13 protein-coding genes are annotated in these 15120 nt (G+C 63.7%); 7 read left to right on the top strand and 6 right to left on the bottom strand.

Going from position 1 to position 15120, the window contains the following annotated elements; all coding sequences use genetic code 11:
• Positions 1 to 42 precede the first annotated feature (42 nt).
• Complete coding sequence (locus LDB05_RS06095) at positions 43 to 888, bottom strand: beta-keto acid cleavage family enzyme (protein WP_226007036.1); 846 nt, start codon at positions 886 to 888, stop codon at positions 43 to 45.
• 61 nt (positions 889 to 949) lie between these two features.
• On the opposite strand from LDB05_RS06095, the gene LDB05_RS06090 reads away from it, so the two are divergent.
• Together LDB05_RS06090 and LDB05_RS06085 are read left to right on the top strand one after the other, a co-directional pair.
• Positions 950 to 1957 carry a 3-hydroxyacyl-CoA dehydrogenase family protein gene (locus LDB05_RS06090; protein ID WP_226007035.1) on the top strand — a complete coding sequence of 336 codons (1008 nt, stop codon included), beginning with the start codon at positions 950 to 952 and terminating at the stop codon, positions 1955 to 1957.
• A gap of 75 nt (positions 1958 to 2032) precedes the next feature.
• On the top strand, positions 2033 to 2470 hold the full coding sequence (locus LDB05_RS06085) for a universal stress protein (protein WP_226007034.1): 438 nt from the start codon (positions 2033 to 2035) through the stop codon (positions 2468 to 2470).
• Positions 2471 to 2526: 56 nt separating this feature from the next.
• Here LDB05_RS06085 and LDB05_RS06080 read toward each other — a convergent pair whose 3' ends face one another.
• A complete protein-coding gene (locus tag LDB05_RS06080; RefSeq protein ID WP_226007033.1) occupies positions 2527 to 3708 on the bottom strand; it encodes a CaiB/BaiF CoA transferase family protein in 1182 nt (393 codons plus the stop codon).
• A gap of 79 nt (positions 3709 to 3787) precedes the next feature.
• Positions 3788 to 5413, bottom strand: a complete 1626-nt coding sequence (locus LDB05_RS06075; protein WP_226007032.1) for a gamma-glutamyltransferase family protein — start codon at positions 5411 to 5413, stop codon at positions 3788 to 3790.
• 108 nt (positions 5414 to 5521) lie between these two features.
• On the opposite strand from LDB05_RS06075, the gene LDB05_RS06070 reads away from it, so the two are divergent.
• Positions 5522 to 6313, top strand: coding sequence for an SDR family oxidoreductase (locus tag LDB05_RS06070; protein ID WP_226007031.1), 792 nt, complete (start codon positions 5522 to 5524; stop codon positions 6311 to 6313).
• Between the two features lie 16 nt (positions 6314 to 6329).
• Here LDB05_RS06070 and LDB05_RS06065 read toward each other — a convergent pair whose 3' ends face one another.
• Positions 6330 to 7724 carry a M20/M25/M40 family metallo-hydrolase gene (locus LDB05_RS06065; RefSeq protein ID WP_226007030.1) on the bottom strand — a complete coding sequence of 465 codons (1395 nt, stop codon included), beginning with the start codon at positions 7722 to 7724 and terminating at the stop codon, positions 6330 to 6332.
• 321 nt (positions 7725 to 8045) lie between these two features.
• Here LDB05_RS06065 and LDB05_RS06060 point away from each other — a divergent pair, with 321 nt between their 5' ends.
• Both LDB05_RS06060 and LDB05_RS06055 read left to right on the top strand, forming a co-directional pair.
• Entirely contained in the window at positions 8046 to 9098 is a 1053-nt protein-coding gene (locus tag LDB05_RS06060; protein ID WP_226007029.1) for a TAXI family TRAP transporter solute-binding subunit, read from the top strand.
• A 27-nt stretch (positions 9099 to 9125) separates the two neighbouring features.
• Positions 9126 to 11132: a TRAP transporter permease gene (locus LDB05_RS06055; protein ID WP_226007028.1), complete on the top strand. Its 2007-nt coding sequence runs from the start codon at positions 9126 to 9128 to the stop codon at positions 11130 to 11132.
• Between the two features lie 49 nt (positions 11133 to 11181).
• Here the strand turns inward: LDB05_RS06055 and LDB05_RS06050 are convergent, their stop codons facing one another.
• Both LDB05_RS06050 and LDB05_RS06045 read right to left on the bottom strand, forming a co-directional pair.
• Positions 11182 to 11574 (bottom strand): Zn-ribbon domain-containing OB-fold protein, encoded by a 393-nt coding sequence (locus LDB05_RS06050; RefSeq protein WP_226007027.1) that lies wholly within the window; start codon positions 11572 to 11574, stop codon positions 11182 to 11184.
• 3 nt (positions 11575 to 11577) lie between these two features.
• On the bottom strand, positions 11578 to 12744 hold the full coding sequence (locus LDB05_RS06045) for a thiolase family protein (protein ID WP_226007026.1): 1167 nt from the start codon (positions 12742 to 12744) through the stop codon (positions 11578 to 11580).
• A 240-nt stretch (positions 12745 to 12984) separates the two neighbouring features.
• On the opposite strand from LDB05_RS06045, the gene LDB05_RS06040 reads away from it, so the two are divergent.
• Both LDB05_RS06040 and LDB05_RS06035 read left to right on the top strand, forming a co-directional pair.
• On the top strand, positions 12985 to 14259 hold the full coding sequence (locus LDB05_RS06040) for an MFS transporter (RefSeq protein ID WP_226007025.1): 1275 nt from the start codon (positions 12985 to 12987) through the stop codon (positions 14257 to 14259).
• Positions 14260 to 14363: 104 nt separating this feature from the next.
• Positions 14364 to 15119 carry an SDR family oxidoreductase gene (locus LDB05_RS06035; RefSeq protein ID WP_226007024.1) on the top strand — a complete coding sequence of 252 codons (756 nt, stop codon included), beginning with the start codon at positions 14364 to 14366 and terminating at the stop codon, positions 15117 to 15119.
• Position 15120: the final 1 nt, after the last annotated feature.

Genomic DNA, 15120 nt, shown 5'->3' with positions numbered 1-15120 from the left:
CGGTCGACGCCCGCGGAACAGATCTTCAGTCGGGAGTCGCGATCACCGGGTCGGAATCCCGAGCAATTCGCGCGCCTCCGCGGGCGTCGCGAGCTCTCGATCGAGTTCGTCGGCGATGCGAACCGTTCGCTCGACGAGCTGGGCGTTGCTCTCAGCGGGTTCGCCGCGGCGGTAGTAGAGGTTGTCCTCCATGCCGATGCGAACGTGACCGCCCATCACGATCCCCATCGTCGTCAGCGGGAGCTGGTGCGGGCCGATCGCCAGCACATTGAAGATCGAGTTCTCCGGGAGGTTGTTCACCATGTTGACCATGTTCTCCGGCGTCGGCGGCGTCAGCGTCCCCGGTCCGAAGATGATGTTGATGTAGTACGGCTCCTCGAGCAGCCCCTCGTCGATGAGGCGGTGAACCTCGTTCATGTGACCGTTGTTGAACACCTCCATCTCCGGTTTGATCCCCTTCTCCTGCATCTCCGCGGCCAGCGTGTCGATCATGTGGCGCGTGTTCTCCGAGGTGATGTGCTGATACCGGTTCATCGGCCCCATGTCGAGCGACGCCATCTCCGGGAGCGGATCAGTTCGGATCCCCGCGGCTCGCTGCTCGAGCGGGATCCCCGTCCCGCCGGTCGTGTTCTGGATGATGATATCGTCGCAGCGCTCGCGAACGGCAGCGTTGATCTCCTGGAGGCGACCCGCGTCGCGCTCGCCGTGTTCGTCCCGGCCGTGCAGGTGAACGATCGCCGCGCCGAGTTTCTCGCACTCCCGGGCCGCCTCGGCGATCTCGTCGGGCTGTTCCGGCAGGTTCGGGTTCGCTTCCTTCCCCTGCACGCCGCCCGTCGTCGGGACGGTCAGGATCAGCTTCCCGCCCTCGAGGTAATTCTGGTAACTCATCTATCGTATTCCAGACGGGCCACCACGAAAGCATTAATGGACGGCCCCGAGAGGGTGGACCATGGACGATCAGCCGTCGGAGGATCGGGAGGCAGCGCCCCGTCCCGCGATCATCGGTGCCGGAACGATGGGACGGAACATCGCCGTGGCCAGCGCGGTCGGCGGCCAGCCCATCACGCTGTTCGACGTCGACGAGGACGCGCTGGCGGACGCGGAGAACGAGATCCGATCGACCGTCGGGACAGTCATCGACCGCGGCGTGGGGGACACGACTGACGTCTCGGCCGTCCGCGATCGCGTCACGTACGCGACCGAGCTGCCGGCGGCCGTCGGAGACGCGCCCCTGACCATCGAAGCGGTGACCGAAGACCGCGAGGTGAAAGCGGCCGTCTACGAGGAGATCGAACGCGAGGCACCGACGACCGCGACCATCGCGACGAACACGTCGTCGCTGTCGATCACCGAACTCGCGTCCTCCCTTTCCCACCCCGAACGCTTCTGCGGGATGCACTGGTTCCACCCCGCTCACATCGTCCCCGTCGTCGAGGTCGTCTACGGCGACCGAACGACCGACGAGACGGTCGACACCGCCACGGCGTTCCTCGAGTCCATCGGCAAGGATCCGGTCGTCGTCGAACGGGATATCCCGGGGTTCATCGCCAATCGAATCCAGTCGGCGATGGCTCGCGAGGCGTGGGCCCTCCTCGAGTCGGGCGTCGCCAGCGCCGAGGACATCGACCGCGCGGTCAAGGGGACGTTCGGCTTTCGGCTGCCGACGCTGGGCGTGCTCGAGAAGGGCGACCATTCCGGACTCGACATCCATCACAAGGTGCTCACGGAACTGCTCGAGGAGATCGATCGGCAACGAGAACCGGCGTCCGTCCTCTCCGAACTCGTGGAAGAGGGTCGACACGGCGTGAAAACCGACCGGGGCGTCTACGATTGGTCGGACGCCGATATCGAACGGGTGACGGCCGAACGTGACCAGCGACTCCTCGATCAACTCGAGGTGTACCGGGCCGCACGCGGTCCGCCCGAGGTCCCCGACGAGTCGGAACCGGATCCGTGAGTGGTTCATCCGTCATTACTCGGCGCACCTGCGAGTACGACTATATGGCTGGAACAACAACCCTCACTGAAGCTCATGTACCAGATCGTCATCCCGATCGACGAGGACGAGTCGCGAGCGATAACTGCAGCGGAGTTCGTGACGGACCTCGGCGACGAGTCCAGTCTCGGCGCCGATCTCGACGAGATTTCGGTGTCGATAATAAACGTCTTCAAGGAGTTCAAGGCGGTCGACGACGGCGGCAACGTTCGATCGGAAGACCTCTACGACGAGGACAGTTTCCCGGACTCCGTGGCGACCGCTCGGGATCACCTCGCCGCGGCCGGCGTTGACGTCGACATCGAGCGCCGTCACGGCGAGCCCGCGGACGAGATCGTCGACTACGCCGAGTCGATCGACGCCGATACGATCGTCATTCCCGGCCGAAAACGATCACCGGTCGGCAAAGCCGTGTTCGGAAGCGTCACCCAAGACATCATTCTCAACGCCGATTCGCCGGTCACGATCGTCTAGACGCGCAGCCGATGCCATTCGATCGGTCGACCCATCGCGACGGGCGGTCGCCCTTCCTAGATGACATCCTCCGCCTGTAACCGCTCGAGCTCGGCCTCGTCGTAGCCCAGTTCCGCCAGCACCTCGTCGGTGTGTTCGCCGAGGCGGGGCGGTGGCCCCTCCGCGTCGGTCTCGAGCGAACCGAAGTTGACCGGATTGGCCGGCGATTTGAACGTCCCGAGATCGGGGTGGTCCATCTCGGCGATCATATCTCGCGTCTCGATGTGCGGATCGTCGACCAGCGTTTCAACGTCCTGAACGGGCGTACAGGGGACGTCCTCGGCCTGGAGGATGCTCATCCACTCGTCGGTCGTCCGCTCCGCGAACATGTCGTCGAGGACGGGATCGAGTTCGTCCCGGTTTTCGACGCGATCGGAGAAGGTCGCGTAGCGCTCGTCGTCGATCCACTCCTCGCGGTCGACCGCTCGGCAGAACTTCGGCCAGATGTGTTCGCTTACGACGCCGACGACGATGTGTGAGTCGACCGTCTCGAACGCCTGGTAGGGCATGAGACTGGGATGGCGGGTTCCCATCCGCGTTGGATTCTCGCCCGTCGCGAAGTAGTTCGAGACGTGGTAGCCGAGGAACTGAAAGCTGGCGTCCAGTAGCGAAACGTCGATGTACTCGCCTTCCCCGGTTCGCTCGCGGTGGTACAGCGCGGTGAGGATCGAGTAGATCGACGTCATCGCGCCCGCCAGGTCACAGATCGAGACGCCGATCCGGGCGGGCTGGTCCTCGGTGCCGGTGACGCTCATCATCCCCGATTCACCCTGGAGAATGATGTCGAAGGACTTCCGATCGGCGTAGGGGCTGTCCGGCCCGTACCCGGAGATGTCGCAGTAGACCAGCTCCTCGTTGATTTCCGAGAGGGTCTCGTACTCGGCACCGAACCGCTCCTCGTTCCCGGGCGAGAAGTTCTGGATGAAGACGTCCGCCTCCTCGACCAGGTCGCGAAGGATGGCCTGTCCCTCGGCCGTCGTGAGATCCAGACTGACGCTGCGCTTGTTTCGGTTCGTGCTGACGAAGTACGCGGAGAGTTCCTCGCCGTACTGCGGCGAGTACGTCCGCGTGAGGTCCCCGTGACCCGGCCGTTCGATCTTGATCACGTCCGCCCCGAGGTCGCCGAGCGTCTGGCCCGCGAACGGACCGACGAGCGCCTGCGTCGCGTCGATCACGGTAATGTCCGCTAATGGTTGCATACTCACCGGACGTGACCCGGCGAGGCGGATATAGTTTCCGCCGGTGGGCGGGCCGACGCGGTCGCGGTCCGTGCGGAATTCAGAAACCGATCGCCGCGCCGTCCTTTCGCGGATCGGTCCCCCCGGAGAGGACTCCGTCCGCGTTGCGGGCGATCTGACCGCCCCCGAAGTGTGGCGGCTTCATCACGCGAACCTCGTGGCCGCGGCGGGCGAGTTTCGTCAGCGCGGTGCCGTCGAACCGGCCCTCGACGGCCAGCTGGCCGTCGACCTGATACCGCCAGCGCGGCTCGTCGAGCGCTTCCTGAATCGACATCCCGTCGTCGAGGAGGTTCATCAGCACCTGGAGGTGACCCTGCGGTTGCATGTAGCCGGCCATCACTCCGAAGGCGGCCCAGTCGTCTTCGTCGAAGCGTGCGATCCCTGGTATCAGCGTGTGGAACGGACGCTTTCCGGGCTCGAAGCGGTTCGGGTGATCCGGGTCGAGCGAGAACGAACTGCCGCGGTTCTGGAGGGCGATGCCGGTGTCGCCGGCGACGACGCCGCTGCCGAAGTCCTTGAACCGCGAGTTGATGTACGAGACGACGTTCCCCGCCTCGTCGGCGACCGTCAACAGCACGGTATCGGCCCCCTCCGCGCGGTCATTCGGGAAGCCGACGTCGACGTCTGCCGTCGCTTCCGAGCCGATCTCCGCGGCGCGATCGGCCGCGTACGACTTCGACGCGAGCGGCGGGACGTCCTCGAACTCGGGGTCGGTGACGTGGTGGAGGCCGTCCGTCAGCGCTCGCTTCGCCGCCTCGGCGGCGAGGTGAATCCGTTCCGGCGAGCCGGCCGGGTGGTCGCCCGCACCCAGTGCTTCGGCGATGTTGAGCGCCTCGAGCGCGACTGGCCCCTGATTGTTCGGCGGGAGTTCGTAGATCTCCGCGCCTCCGTAGGTCGTGCTGACCGGGTCGAGGAACTCGGGCTCGAACGACGCGAGATCGTCGTGCGAGAGGAACCCGCCTCGAGATTGAACCTCCTCGACGATCTCGTCCGCGATGTCGCCCTCGTAGACGACGTCAGCGCCCTCGTCGGCGATGCGTTGCATGGTTTCGCCCAGCGAGGTGAGGCGAACGCGCTCGCCGACCTCCGGCGCGCGACCGTCGGTGAGATACGCCGCCCGTGCGTTGTCCCCGCGGAGGACGTCGGCCGCCTCAGCCCACTGCTGGGCGATGATCTCCGAGACGGGGAATCCCTCGGTCGCGTACTCGATCGCCGGCTCGAGCGCTCGCGCGAGGCTCAGCTCGCCGAGCTCCTCGACGGTTCGCTCCCAGCCGCGAGCCGTTCCGGGGACCGTAACGGTGAGAGGCCCGTACATCGGCATTCGGGCGTCTTCGGGGTCGACCCCCTCCTCGTCGGCGACCCGTTCCCGGATTGCCTCGAGGGAGGCATCCGTCGGTGCGCCACCGCAGCTCCGAAGCGCGCCGACCTCGCTGTCGGCGGTTTTGTAGAGGGCGAAGACGTCGCCACCCAGCCCGGTCGACGTGGGCTCGACGACGTTCAACGCCGCGGCGGTGGCGACCGCCGCGTCGAACGCGTTTCCGCCGTCCCGCAGCGTCGCAACGCCAGCTTCCGCGGCGAGGGGTTGGCTCGTTGCGACCACGCCGCGGGTGGCGTATACTGTCGATCGCCGAGAGGTAAACTGGTCGAGGTCTGGCGTCGTGTCCATAGGAACGGATTATCGGGTCTCGACTAAAGTATTGGTATCTCCTCACACGGTACTGCGTCGGGGGCCGACCACAGCAGATATAGTAATGTGGGACGATATCACACCACGATGGACCTGCAACTAGACGGCGATGCGGCACTCGTAACGGCCTCCAGCAGCGGACTCGGAAAGGCGTCCGCGAAGGCGCTCGCGCGAGAGGGAGCGAACGTCGTGATCAACGGCCGCGACGAAGACCGCCTCGAGGCGGCCCGGGAAGAGATCGCGGCCGTCGCCGACGGTCGCGTCGTCACGCAGACGGGCGATCTGACGGATTCGGACGACATCTCCGACCTCGTCTCGGTTACGGTCGAGGAGTTCGGCGGCATCGATCACCTCGTGACGTCGGCCGGCGGGCCGCCGAGCGGCCCGTTCCTCGAGACGACCGACGAGGACTGGTACGACGCGTACGACTTGCTCGTCATGAGCGTCGTCCGGCTGGTCCGGGAGGCGGCCGACGAGTTGCGCGCCGGTGACGGGGGGAACGTCGTCCACATCACGTCCCGGAGCGTGAAGGAGGCCATCGACTCGCTCGTGCTCTCGAACTCGGTCCGAATGGGCGTCATCGGCCTCGAGAAGACGCTGTCGCGGGAACTCGCGCCCGAGGTACGATTCAACAGCGTCCTCCCCGGCCCGATCGAAACAGAGCGCACCAGCGAGCTGATCGAGCAGGCGATCGAGCGAGGGGAGGTCGACTCCTACGAGGAGGGGCTCGCGGCCAAAGGAAGCTCGAACCCGCTCGAGCGGATCGGTCGGCCGATGGAACTCGGCAACACGGTCGCGTTCCTCTGCTCGCCCGAAACGGCGTACATAAACGGCATCACCGTCCCCATCGACGGCGGTCTCGGACGCTCGAACCTCTGATTTGCCGCGTCCGAACTCACTCGAGGGTCGCGTCGGCGTACTCCGCGAGCAGTTCGACGGTGGTCCGGGCACCGGCGCGGAAACAGGAGAGCGCGATGTTTTCGTCGGGCGCGTGGTTGTTCTCGTCTGCGTTCGCGTAGGGAACGACCAGACACGGGACGTCGAGGGCGTCGGCGAAGACGTACGTCGGCACGGAGCCGCCCAGCGATGGTTTGAGAATCGGCTCCTCGTGCCACGCCTCGCGGACGGCCCGCAGCATCGGCTCGACGACCGGACTGTCCGCCGGCGTCCGCTGAGGAGCCATCGCCGCCACGCGCGAGAGCGTCACGTCGATCCCCGGCGGTACCTGCGCCTCGGCGTGACGGGAAAGCGACTCGAAAACCTCGTCCGGGTCCTGGTCGGCGACCAGACGGAAGTCGATCTTCGCTCGAGCGCGCGACGGTAACACGGTCTTCATTCCCTCCCCATCGTAGCCGGCGTCCAGCCCGGCGACGTTCAAATTGGGGCGACAGAGCAGGCGTTCGGTGTAGCTCTCGCCCTGGTCCGTCGCGAGCGCCGAGAGTCCGAGGTCCGCTTTCACCGCCTCCTCGTCGACGGGAATCGCCTCGAGCACCTCGCGATCGCGATCGGTGAGCGGGCGCACGTCGTCGTAGAACCCCTCGAGTGCGATCCGACCGTCGTCGGTCCGGAGCGACGAGAGCAGGTCGACGACGGCCGTCGCCGGGTTGGGAACCGGCCCGCCGAAGTTTCCCGAATGGAGATCGCGATTCGCCCCCGTCGCCTCGATGTCGACGTAGAGCAACCCCCGCGAGCCGAGCAGCACGTGCGGTCGGCCCGATTCGTCGATGGGACCGTCGGCCACGATGGCCACGTCCGCGCCGAGTTCGTCGCGGTGTTCCCGAACGAGCCACTCGAGGTGTTCGCTGCCGCTTTCTTCCTCGCCTTCGATCACGAGGGTGACGTCGGTCGGGAGCCCCGACGTCTCGCGGAGCGCACGAACGGCACAGAGGTGTGCGAACCACTGTCCCTTGTTGTCGCCGGCGCCGCGAGCGTAGAGGCGATCGGTTCCGTCCGGTCCCTCGCGAACGGTCGGTTCGAACGGGGGCGAACGCCACTCGGAGGCGGTCGCCGGCTGGACGTCATAGTGGCCGTAGAGCAACACCGTCCGCCCCGCCCCCGCCGGTTCGATATCGGCGGACGCGTGAGCGATAACGGCCGGCCGACCGGGCGTTTCGACGATCTCCGCGTCGTCGAAGCCGTACTCGAGACACGACTGCCGGACCATCGCCGCGCAGTCGTCGATCCCCTCTCCGGTCGCGCTGATCGACGGCTGGGAGAGCAGCGATCGGAGATCGTCGAGAAACGCCGCGTCGTGACGCTCGAGGAACGCGTGTGATTCTGCCGTCGTCATCGGTACGGCACCGTCCACGGATGTTCCGTTCTCACTGCCGTTCGCTGGCTCCAGTTCATAGCGATACTCATGCGTACCCGCCGGGGTACAAAGTTCTAGTGTGAAGCTATAATTTTTGTTTCATTTTCGGCCGCGTTACCGGATGCGGACGAGTTACGAACCGGGTAATATCACGTTCGGCCAGATGTCGATATTGGAGAATATTATTCAGAATCGTGTAGTATCTATGCGCTATTTTCCACGGGCTATTTAAGTGCCGCCGGAACACGAGGGGGCGCTCTGGGAAAAGTTTAAATATAGGTGGCTATATCATGTATAACGATGTTTGATAACGATAGGCAAACACGCAGAAGCGTCTTGAAAGGAACGGCCGGACTCGGGACGCTTTCGCTTGCGGGGTGCCTCGGTGGTGGCGGTGACGGTCAAGAACAGGTCGACTTGACGGTCGGCTCGTCGTCTTCCGGATCGTCGACCTACGGTAACTCACAGGCGATTCAGCGGGTAGTGAGTCAGCAATCGGACTACCTGAACTTCATTACGCAGGACGCGGGCGGTGATCCGCAGTCCATCCGACTGTACGCTGACGGGGAGCTCAACTCCTACTCCGCCGGGAATTACATCATGAATCAGGCCCTCACCGAGACGGGCCCGTTCTCGGAGGATCCGGTTTCCGAATTCCCGCAACTCGGGTTCGGTCACCTCTCGCTCAACCTGTACTGGATGGCCCTGGAAGACAGCGACATCCAGACGACCGACGACCTCGCCGGGAGGAACGTCTACTGTCTCCCCGCCAGCTGGGGACTGCGTGCGATGACGGAAGAGATGTACGGCGAGGCCGGTCTCTGGGAGGGACTCTCCGAGAACGTGGTCAACGTGGAGACGAGTCAAGCGGCCAGCGCACTGTCCGAGGGCCGAGCCGAGGCGTTCATCGTGTACACCTCGAACTACACCCAACTGCCCTCGTGGGCGTCCGAGATCGACTCGCGCGTCGACGTCAGACCCATCGAGATGACCGACGAGTACGTGCAAGCGGCACAGGACTTCGCAGGCGCTGGCTACGAGGAAGTCGACGAGATCGGCGGCTGGGAGCAGGACGTCGAGGGTGACTTCCCGAAGCACACGTGGACGGAGACCTACCCGTACTACTTCAGTCCGGACATCTCCGCAGACGCCGTCTACGACCTGATGGAGATCTGCCACAACAACTACGAGTCGATGCAGGAGGCGAACCCGACGATCCTCGACTGGTCCGACCCGTCGAACTTCACGTTCGCACTGACCCACACGGACGAGATCCCGATTCACCCAGGTGCCGCGGATTGGTACGAAGAGAACGACGTTTGGGACGACAGCTGGACTCGCGGCGACGAATAACACCTGCAGAATCCGTCACCGCCATACATGGTTTATTCAACAGCAGATAAGGACCGAATAGAAATCGCCAACGACGTAGTTACCGGACTCGCTATCTTGACCTGGTTGTGGATCCTGTACTTCGCGTTCACACAGGGAATCCAGCGAATTCTATTTACCGTCACCTTTCTCGGATCGGTCATGCTCGTCTATCTCGGAAACGAACTCATCGAAGCGTACGAAGACGGTGACAAATTGGGGTTAGCCGGCCTGACTCTCTCCGCGATCATCACCGCCGGAACGACGGTGTACTTGATCCTGAACTACAGGGAGTTGCTGCGTGTTCGCGTCGGTACGGCGTTCGGCTACGAGTACGCGATCGCCATCGCGTTCTTCCTCGTCATCCTGTACCTGTCGTACCGAGCCTACGGAATCACGTTTCTGGCCGTGATCGTTGGCGTGATACTCTACGGGCTCTACGGTAACTACGTCCCGGGAATCCTGCGCCACGCCGGATTCAGCGTTAACCGCATGATGAGTATCATGGTGCTCGACTTTCAGGGGGTCTACGGTTCGATCTCCAGAATTATCGCGACGTGGGTCGCCCTATTCTTGCTATACGCAGGGCTGATGCGCGGCTTCGGGGCGTTCGACCTCATCATGCGGATCGGACTCCGGTCGGCCAACTACGTCAGATCGGGCGTCGCCCTCTCCGCGGTGACCTCGAGCATCATCATCGGCTCGATCACCGGTAGCCAGGCGGCGAACACGGCGATCACCGGATCGTTCACGATTCCGCTCATGAAGGAGACGGGAATGAAGGGGGAGACAGCAGGCGGGATCGAATCCGTTGCCTCGACGGGCGGGCAAATCATGCCGCCGATCATGGGCGCTGCGGCGTTCGTCATGGCGTCGTTGCTCGGTATCACGTACGTCGAGGTGATCATCGCAGGTATCATTCCCGCCATGATCTTCTACGGGTCTGTCACCTTCGCCGTCCACTACAAGGGCATCGGACAACTCCGAGGCCAGGCGACCAAGATCGACGTGGAGAGTCAGTTCGAGGAGCAGATGTCCCAGAGGGAGTTCGTTATCCAGTGTCTTCGGTTCGGAATTCCGTTCGCCCTCCTGATCTACGTCCTCGGCGTCCTCCAGTACACGGTGCTCACGGCCGCGCTGTACACCATCATCGCGATGTTCGTCACCGGCTTCGGATTCCCGCTGATCCAGACGGCCGTGGGGGGCGGTGACCTCGTGGCCGAGTTCGTCAGTCTACTCGGCGACGCGGCGAACGGCTTCAGAGAGGGAGCGATGATCCTCGCACCGATCGCGATCATCATCGCCGCGATTAACGGTGTCGTCGACGTCTTCACCGCGTCGGGCATTCCGGGAATCCTCTCGCTGGCGTTGCTTGACCTCTCCGGCGGCGTCATGCTGACTGCGGTCGTCCTCGCGATGGTCATCTCGATCGTCCTCGGAATGGGGATGCCGACGGTCGCCGCGTACGTCATCGTCGCGGCGCTGATCGCGCCGGCACTGATCCAGCAGTTCTTCGTCCCCGACCTCGCGGCGCACTTCTTCGTGCTGTACGCCGCGATTCTCTCCGGACTGACGCCCCCGATTGCGATCGCCGTCGTCGTTGCGACGGGGATCGCCGAGAGTAACTTCTGGCGGACGGCCCACGAGGCCCTGAAGATTTCCGCACCGATCTACGTCCTGCCGTTCGCGTTCATCTACAATCCCGAGATCGTCGTCGGTGGCTTCGGCCTCGAGACGTTCTTCTCCGGCATGATCGCACTGGCCGGCGCACTGGGAATCTCTCACGGCCTCAACTACTACGGGACGTTCCTACGCGAGAGTCTGTTCGTCGAGTACCCACTCAGGGCCGTCTTCTTCGTCCTCGGCGTCCTCGCGATGGTCTATCCGGGCACCACGATCCGTCTCGGCTGCGTCGCAGTCATCTTCGTTCTGATGGGCCTCCAACTCCAGAAACCGATCCGCGGGCGGCTGAGCCAGCGATCGACGACGGAAACCATCAACGCCGTCGAAGACTAACGACTACCACCTTTTCATCGGATTCAGCCGACCGAGAGCCAGCACGGTTTCAGTCGAGCGGCCGCGCCGCGAAGAACGGATAGTCTTCGAGCCAGCCGCGATCGTACTCGACGTCGTACTCTGCGGCCTCGATACGGACGTCGTCGCCGATCTCGAGGGCGGCGTACGACTCGTCGATCGGCGCGAGTAGTGTCGGTCCGTCAGCGAGTTCCACGAGCCCGATCACGAGCTCGTCGTCGAACGCCGCCGCCGTCGCGTGGGTTCGGGTAAACGAGTAGAGCGTCCCCCGTCCTGTCGTCTCCACCCAGTCGACGTTCGTCGAGTGACAGTGTGGACAGATCGGACTCGGGGGGAAGAACCGCTCGTCGCAGCTCTCGCAGGCGTGAATCAGGACCACGTCGTCCCGAAGGGACTCCCAGAACGGTCGCGTGTAGGGCTCCATCGATCACACCTCCGTCGCGAATACGGTCGCGGTTACGCCGTTGACGTGGCCGTGTTCCGCCGTCGTGAGGACGCGCTCCGCCTCGGGAACCTGCGTCGACGCCGTCCCGCGAAGCTGTTTCACGGCCTCGACGTAGTTGAGCAGCGGCGTCACCATCGGCGGATGGCCCCGTCCGAGACAGCCGCCCGACGGGCTTATCGGAAACGGTCCGTCCGGTGCAGTGTGGCCCTCGAGACAGGCGTCGACACCGCGGCCGCGTTCGGCGAGCCCGAGCTCTTCCGTCACGATCGCTTCGATGTGCGGAAACGGCGCGTATGGTTCGAAGACGTCGATATCAGCGATCGAAACGCCGGCACGATCGGTCGCCGTGGTCGCGGCACGTCTGACGGCCGGCAGTTCCGTGATCGACGTCTCCCGACTCATCAGGAAGTGGCTCGCCGTGTGGTGGTATCCGGTTCCGTCGACGGCTATCCGCGGCGATGCCGACTCGTCGAGGTCGTCCGCGGTGAGTAGTATCGCAGCTGCACCGTCGCACGGGGCCGGACAGTCGAACAGTCGGATCGGGTCCGCGATCAACCGTGCGTCGAGTACGTCGTCCCGCGACGGACTCTCGTCGAAGAGTCCGTTCGGATTGACGGCCCCGTTCTCGCGGTTTTTGACGACGACGTCGGCGAGATCGTCGCGATCGATCCCGTACTCGTACGCGTACCGCTGCATGCTCTGTGCGTACGCCGCCGGAACGGTCATGCCGATCGGCGATTCGAACTCCGCGTCGAACGACTTCAGGATGTAATCGAAGTACGGGCCCGTCGTCTCGACGATCGAGTTCCGCTCCACCGCAAGCACGAGCGCCGTCTCGACCGTCCCGTCACGGATATCCGACACTGCGGAGTGAAACGCGTTCCCCCCGCTGGTCCCTCCCGTCGATACCTCGAGCGAGCGATCGACGTCGAGTCCGAGCACGTGCAGCAGATAGGTCGAAAAGAACCCCTGCGGCGTCCACGGGCGCGGAGCGGGCATATAGAGCCCGTCGACGGCCGAGAGTTCGAGCGACGCGTCCTCGAGGGCATCTCGAACGACACGCAATGCGAGGTCTCGCTCCGGTACCGAATGCGTCCCGTTCGGAACGGAACCGATACCTGCAACGGTTGGAATGGTAGTCTCCGTCATGGTACGATATAACAGACCAGTGCGGATTATATACATTTGCATGACGCTGCAGAAGCGATCGAGAGGAGTCAGTCAATGTATGGATTATATTCGTACAGAACCCATATTTTCGTATATTATCCAACAGAGAAACAACTGTTTTGAATTTACGATCGGTATCGGCTCCGATGTGCGTCGTCGAGTTCACAATCGATAAGTAACCGGGTGGAGTGGTATTCGACGAAAGACACTCTACACATTATGGGACTTGACAAAAACGACCGGGCGATCGCTAGCTTTACGATGGCAGGCCACTCGCTCGTCCACTGGTTCGAAACGTCGATTCCGATCTTTCTGGTCGTCTGGCTCGCGGAATTCGACGTTTCCGTCGCACTGATCGGAGTCATCGTCGCGCTAGGATACGCCCCGTTCGGGCTCGGCGCGCTGCCCGGCGGAATCCTCGCCGATCGGTTCGGTCCGAAGCGACTCATCTTGCTCTGTCTCGCTGGAATGAGCGGTGCGTTCCTCCTACTCGCGCTCTCGACGTCGATTTACACCGTCGCGATCGGGCTGATCTGCTGGGGGATCGCAGCGAGCGTCTACCACCCTGCAGGACTCGCCCTGATCAGCACCGGCGTCGAGGAGCGAGGCACCGTCTTCGCGTGGCACGGAATCGCCGGCAACGCCGGTATCGCCCTCGGCCCGTTCGCCGCAGCGACGCTCCTGTTCGTTCTCGACCAGTGGCAACTCGTCGCCGCACTTCTCGCGATTCCGGGTCTCGTCGCGGCCGTCTACGGTCTCCAGGCCGACTTCGACCCGGTCGCAGCCGAAGACGACGCCGACGTCACCACGGACGACGCCCTCTCGCTTTCCGAGTTCATCTCCAACTCGCGAGTGCTGTTCGCGAGCGCGTTCGCCGCGGTCTTCGTCATCGTTACATTCGAAGGGCTCTTCTACCGAGGAATGCTCACGTATCTCCCGGAAATTCTCCACGGCCTCCCCGCCATGGACGACGTGACGCTCTCGGCCGGACTCGAAGGGATCGAACCCGGCGATTACATCTACGTCGGCCTGCTCGTCATCGGAATGGGCGGCCAGTACGCCGGTGGCAAACTCACGAATCGCGTGTCCGCCGAACGAGGACTGATGGCGATCTTCGCCGTCCTCTGCGTCCTCGCGCTCACGTTCATTCCGGTTACGTCGATGGGTCTCCTCCCCGTTATCGTTCTCTGTGCCGTGCTCGGCTTCTTCCTCTTCGCGATTCAGCCGTTCTATCAGGAGGCGGTCGCAGTCCATACGCCTGCTAACACGCGCGGCCTCTCCTACGGCTACACCTACCTCGGCGAGTTCGGACTCGGCGCGGCGAGCATCGCGATCGGCGGGTTCGTCCTCGGCGGGTTCTCGACGGCGATGTTCTTCGTCGTCCTCGCGACGTTCGCTCTGACCGGCATGGTGCTCTCGGCCGGCCTCCTGTTCACCCTCGATCGAGCCGGGTGGTGGGAAACGAGTCCGACAGGAACGAAATCCGGGGACTAACCCCCTCGACCACCCGCCGGCGAGCACACCCTCAACGATGTTCGCGACGTCATCGACGTCGACGCTCGAGTAATACTTATACCGGTAACTGCACATTGGTAACTATGAGCACAGAACGGCCCCTAGCGGGAAAAACGGCGTTTATTACGGGTGCGAGTTCCGGTATCGGAGAGGCAACGGCAGAGGCTCTTGCGGTACAGGGCGCGGACGTCGCGTTGATCGCCCGACGGGAGTCGAAACTCGAGTCGATCGCGGAGCGGATCGAATCGGAAACCGAACGCACCGCGCTCGTCCTCCCCACCGACGTCACTGACAGCGACGCAGTAGAGAACGCCGTCGAACGGACCGTCGACACGTTCGGCCAACTCGACGTGCTGGTCAACAACGCGGGAATCGCGACCGGAAGCGATGTGACGGTCGAAACGATGCCTGCCGAGCAGTATCGGACCGTCATGGGGGTGAACGTGGATGGGATGTTTTTCGTCACGCAAGCGGCGATTCCCCACCTCCGCGAGACGTCTGGCATCGCGGTGTTCGTCGCGAGTTTCGCCGGCCAGTACCCCCGGCCGGGAGCGCCGATCTATGCAGCGACGAAGTGGTGGACGCGGGGCTTCGCACACAGCCTGGCGGGATCGCTCGGAGCGGAGGAAATCGGCGTGACCGTGATCAACCCCTCCGAAGTCCGAACGGAGTTCGGAAAGGAATACCGGGACCAGGTTTCCGAAGATCGATACGAACCGAACGAAGTAACCGAGCCGGAGGCGATCGGCGACGCGGTCGCCTTCGCCGCCCAGCAAGAACCGCCGAACGTCGTTTCCGAGTTGGATCTCTACCGGCGCGATAAGTTCTCGAATTTCTAGG

This window comes from Natrinema salinisoli, assembly GCF_020405205.1.
GTDB lineage: Archaea > Halobacteriota > Halobacteria > Halobacteriales > Natrialbaceae > Natrinema > Natrinema salinisoli.
This window is presented reverse-complemented; position numbering and strand designations above follow the sequence as displayed.

Coding starts and splice junctions, on each gene's coding strand:
- LDB05_RS06035 (WP_226007024.1), top strand. CDS start 14,364: ATGAGCACAGAACGGCCCCTAGCGGGAAAAACGGCGTTTATTACGGGT.
- LDB05_RS06090 (WP_226007035.1), top strand. CDS start 950: ATGGACGATCAGCCGTCGGAGGATCGGGAGGCAGCGCCCCGTCCCGCG.
- LDB05_RS06095 (WP_226007036.1), bottom strand. CDS start 888: ATGAGTTACCAGAATTACCTCGAGGGCGGGAAGCTGATCCTGACCGTC.
- LDB05_RS06055 (WP_226007028.1), top strand. CDS start 9,126: ATGGTTTATTCAACAGCAGATAAGGACCGAATAGAAATCGCCAACGAC.
- LDB05_RS06040 (WP_226007025.1), top strand. CDS start 12,985: ATGGGACTTGACAAAAACGACCGGGCGATCGCTAGCTTTACGATGGCA.
- LDB05_RS06050 (WP_226007027.1), bottom strand. CDS start 11,574: ATGGAGCCCTACACGCGACCGTTCTGGGAGTCCCTTCGGGACGACGTG.
- LDB05_RS06060 (WP_226007029.1), top strand. CDS start 8,046: ATGTTTGATAACGATAGGCAAACACGCAGAAGCGTCTTGAAAGGAACG.
- LDB05_RS06080 (WP_226007033.1), bottom strand. CDS start 3,708: ATGCAACCATTAGCGGACATTACCGTGATCGACGCGACGCAGGCGCTC.
- LDB05_RS06075 (WP_226007032.1), bottom strand. CDS start 5,413: ATGGACACGACGCCAGACCTCGACCAGTTTACCTCTCGGCGATCGACA.
- LDB05_RS06085 (WP_226007034.1), top strand. CDS start 2,033: ATGTACCAGATCGTCATCCCGATCGACGAGGACGAGTCGCGAGCGATA.
- LDB05_RS06070 (WP_226007031.1), top strand. CDS start 5,522: ATGGACCTGCAACTAGACGGCGATGCGGCACTCGTAACGGCCTCCAGC.
- LDB05_RS06065 (WP_226007030.1), bottom strand. CDS start 7,724: ATGACGACGGCAGAATCACACGCGTTCCTCGAGCGTCACGACGCGGCG.
- LDB05_RS06045 (WP_226007026.1), bottom strand. CDS start 12,744: ATGACGGAGACTACCATTCCAACCGTTGCAGGTATCGGTTCCGTTCCG.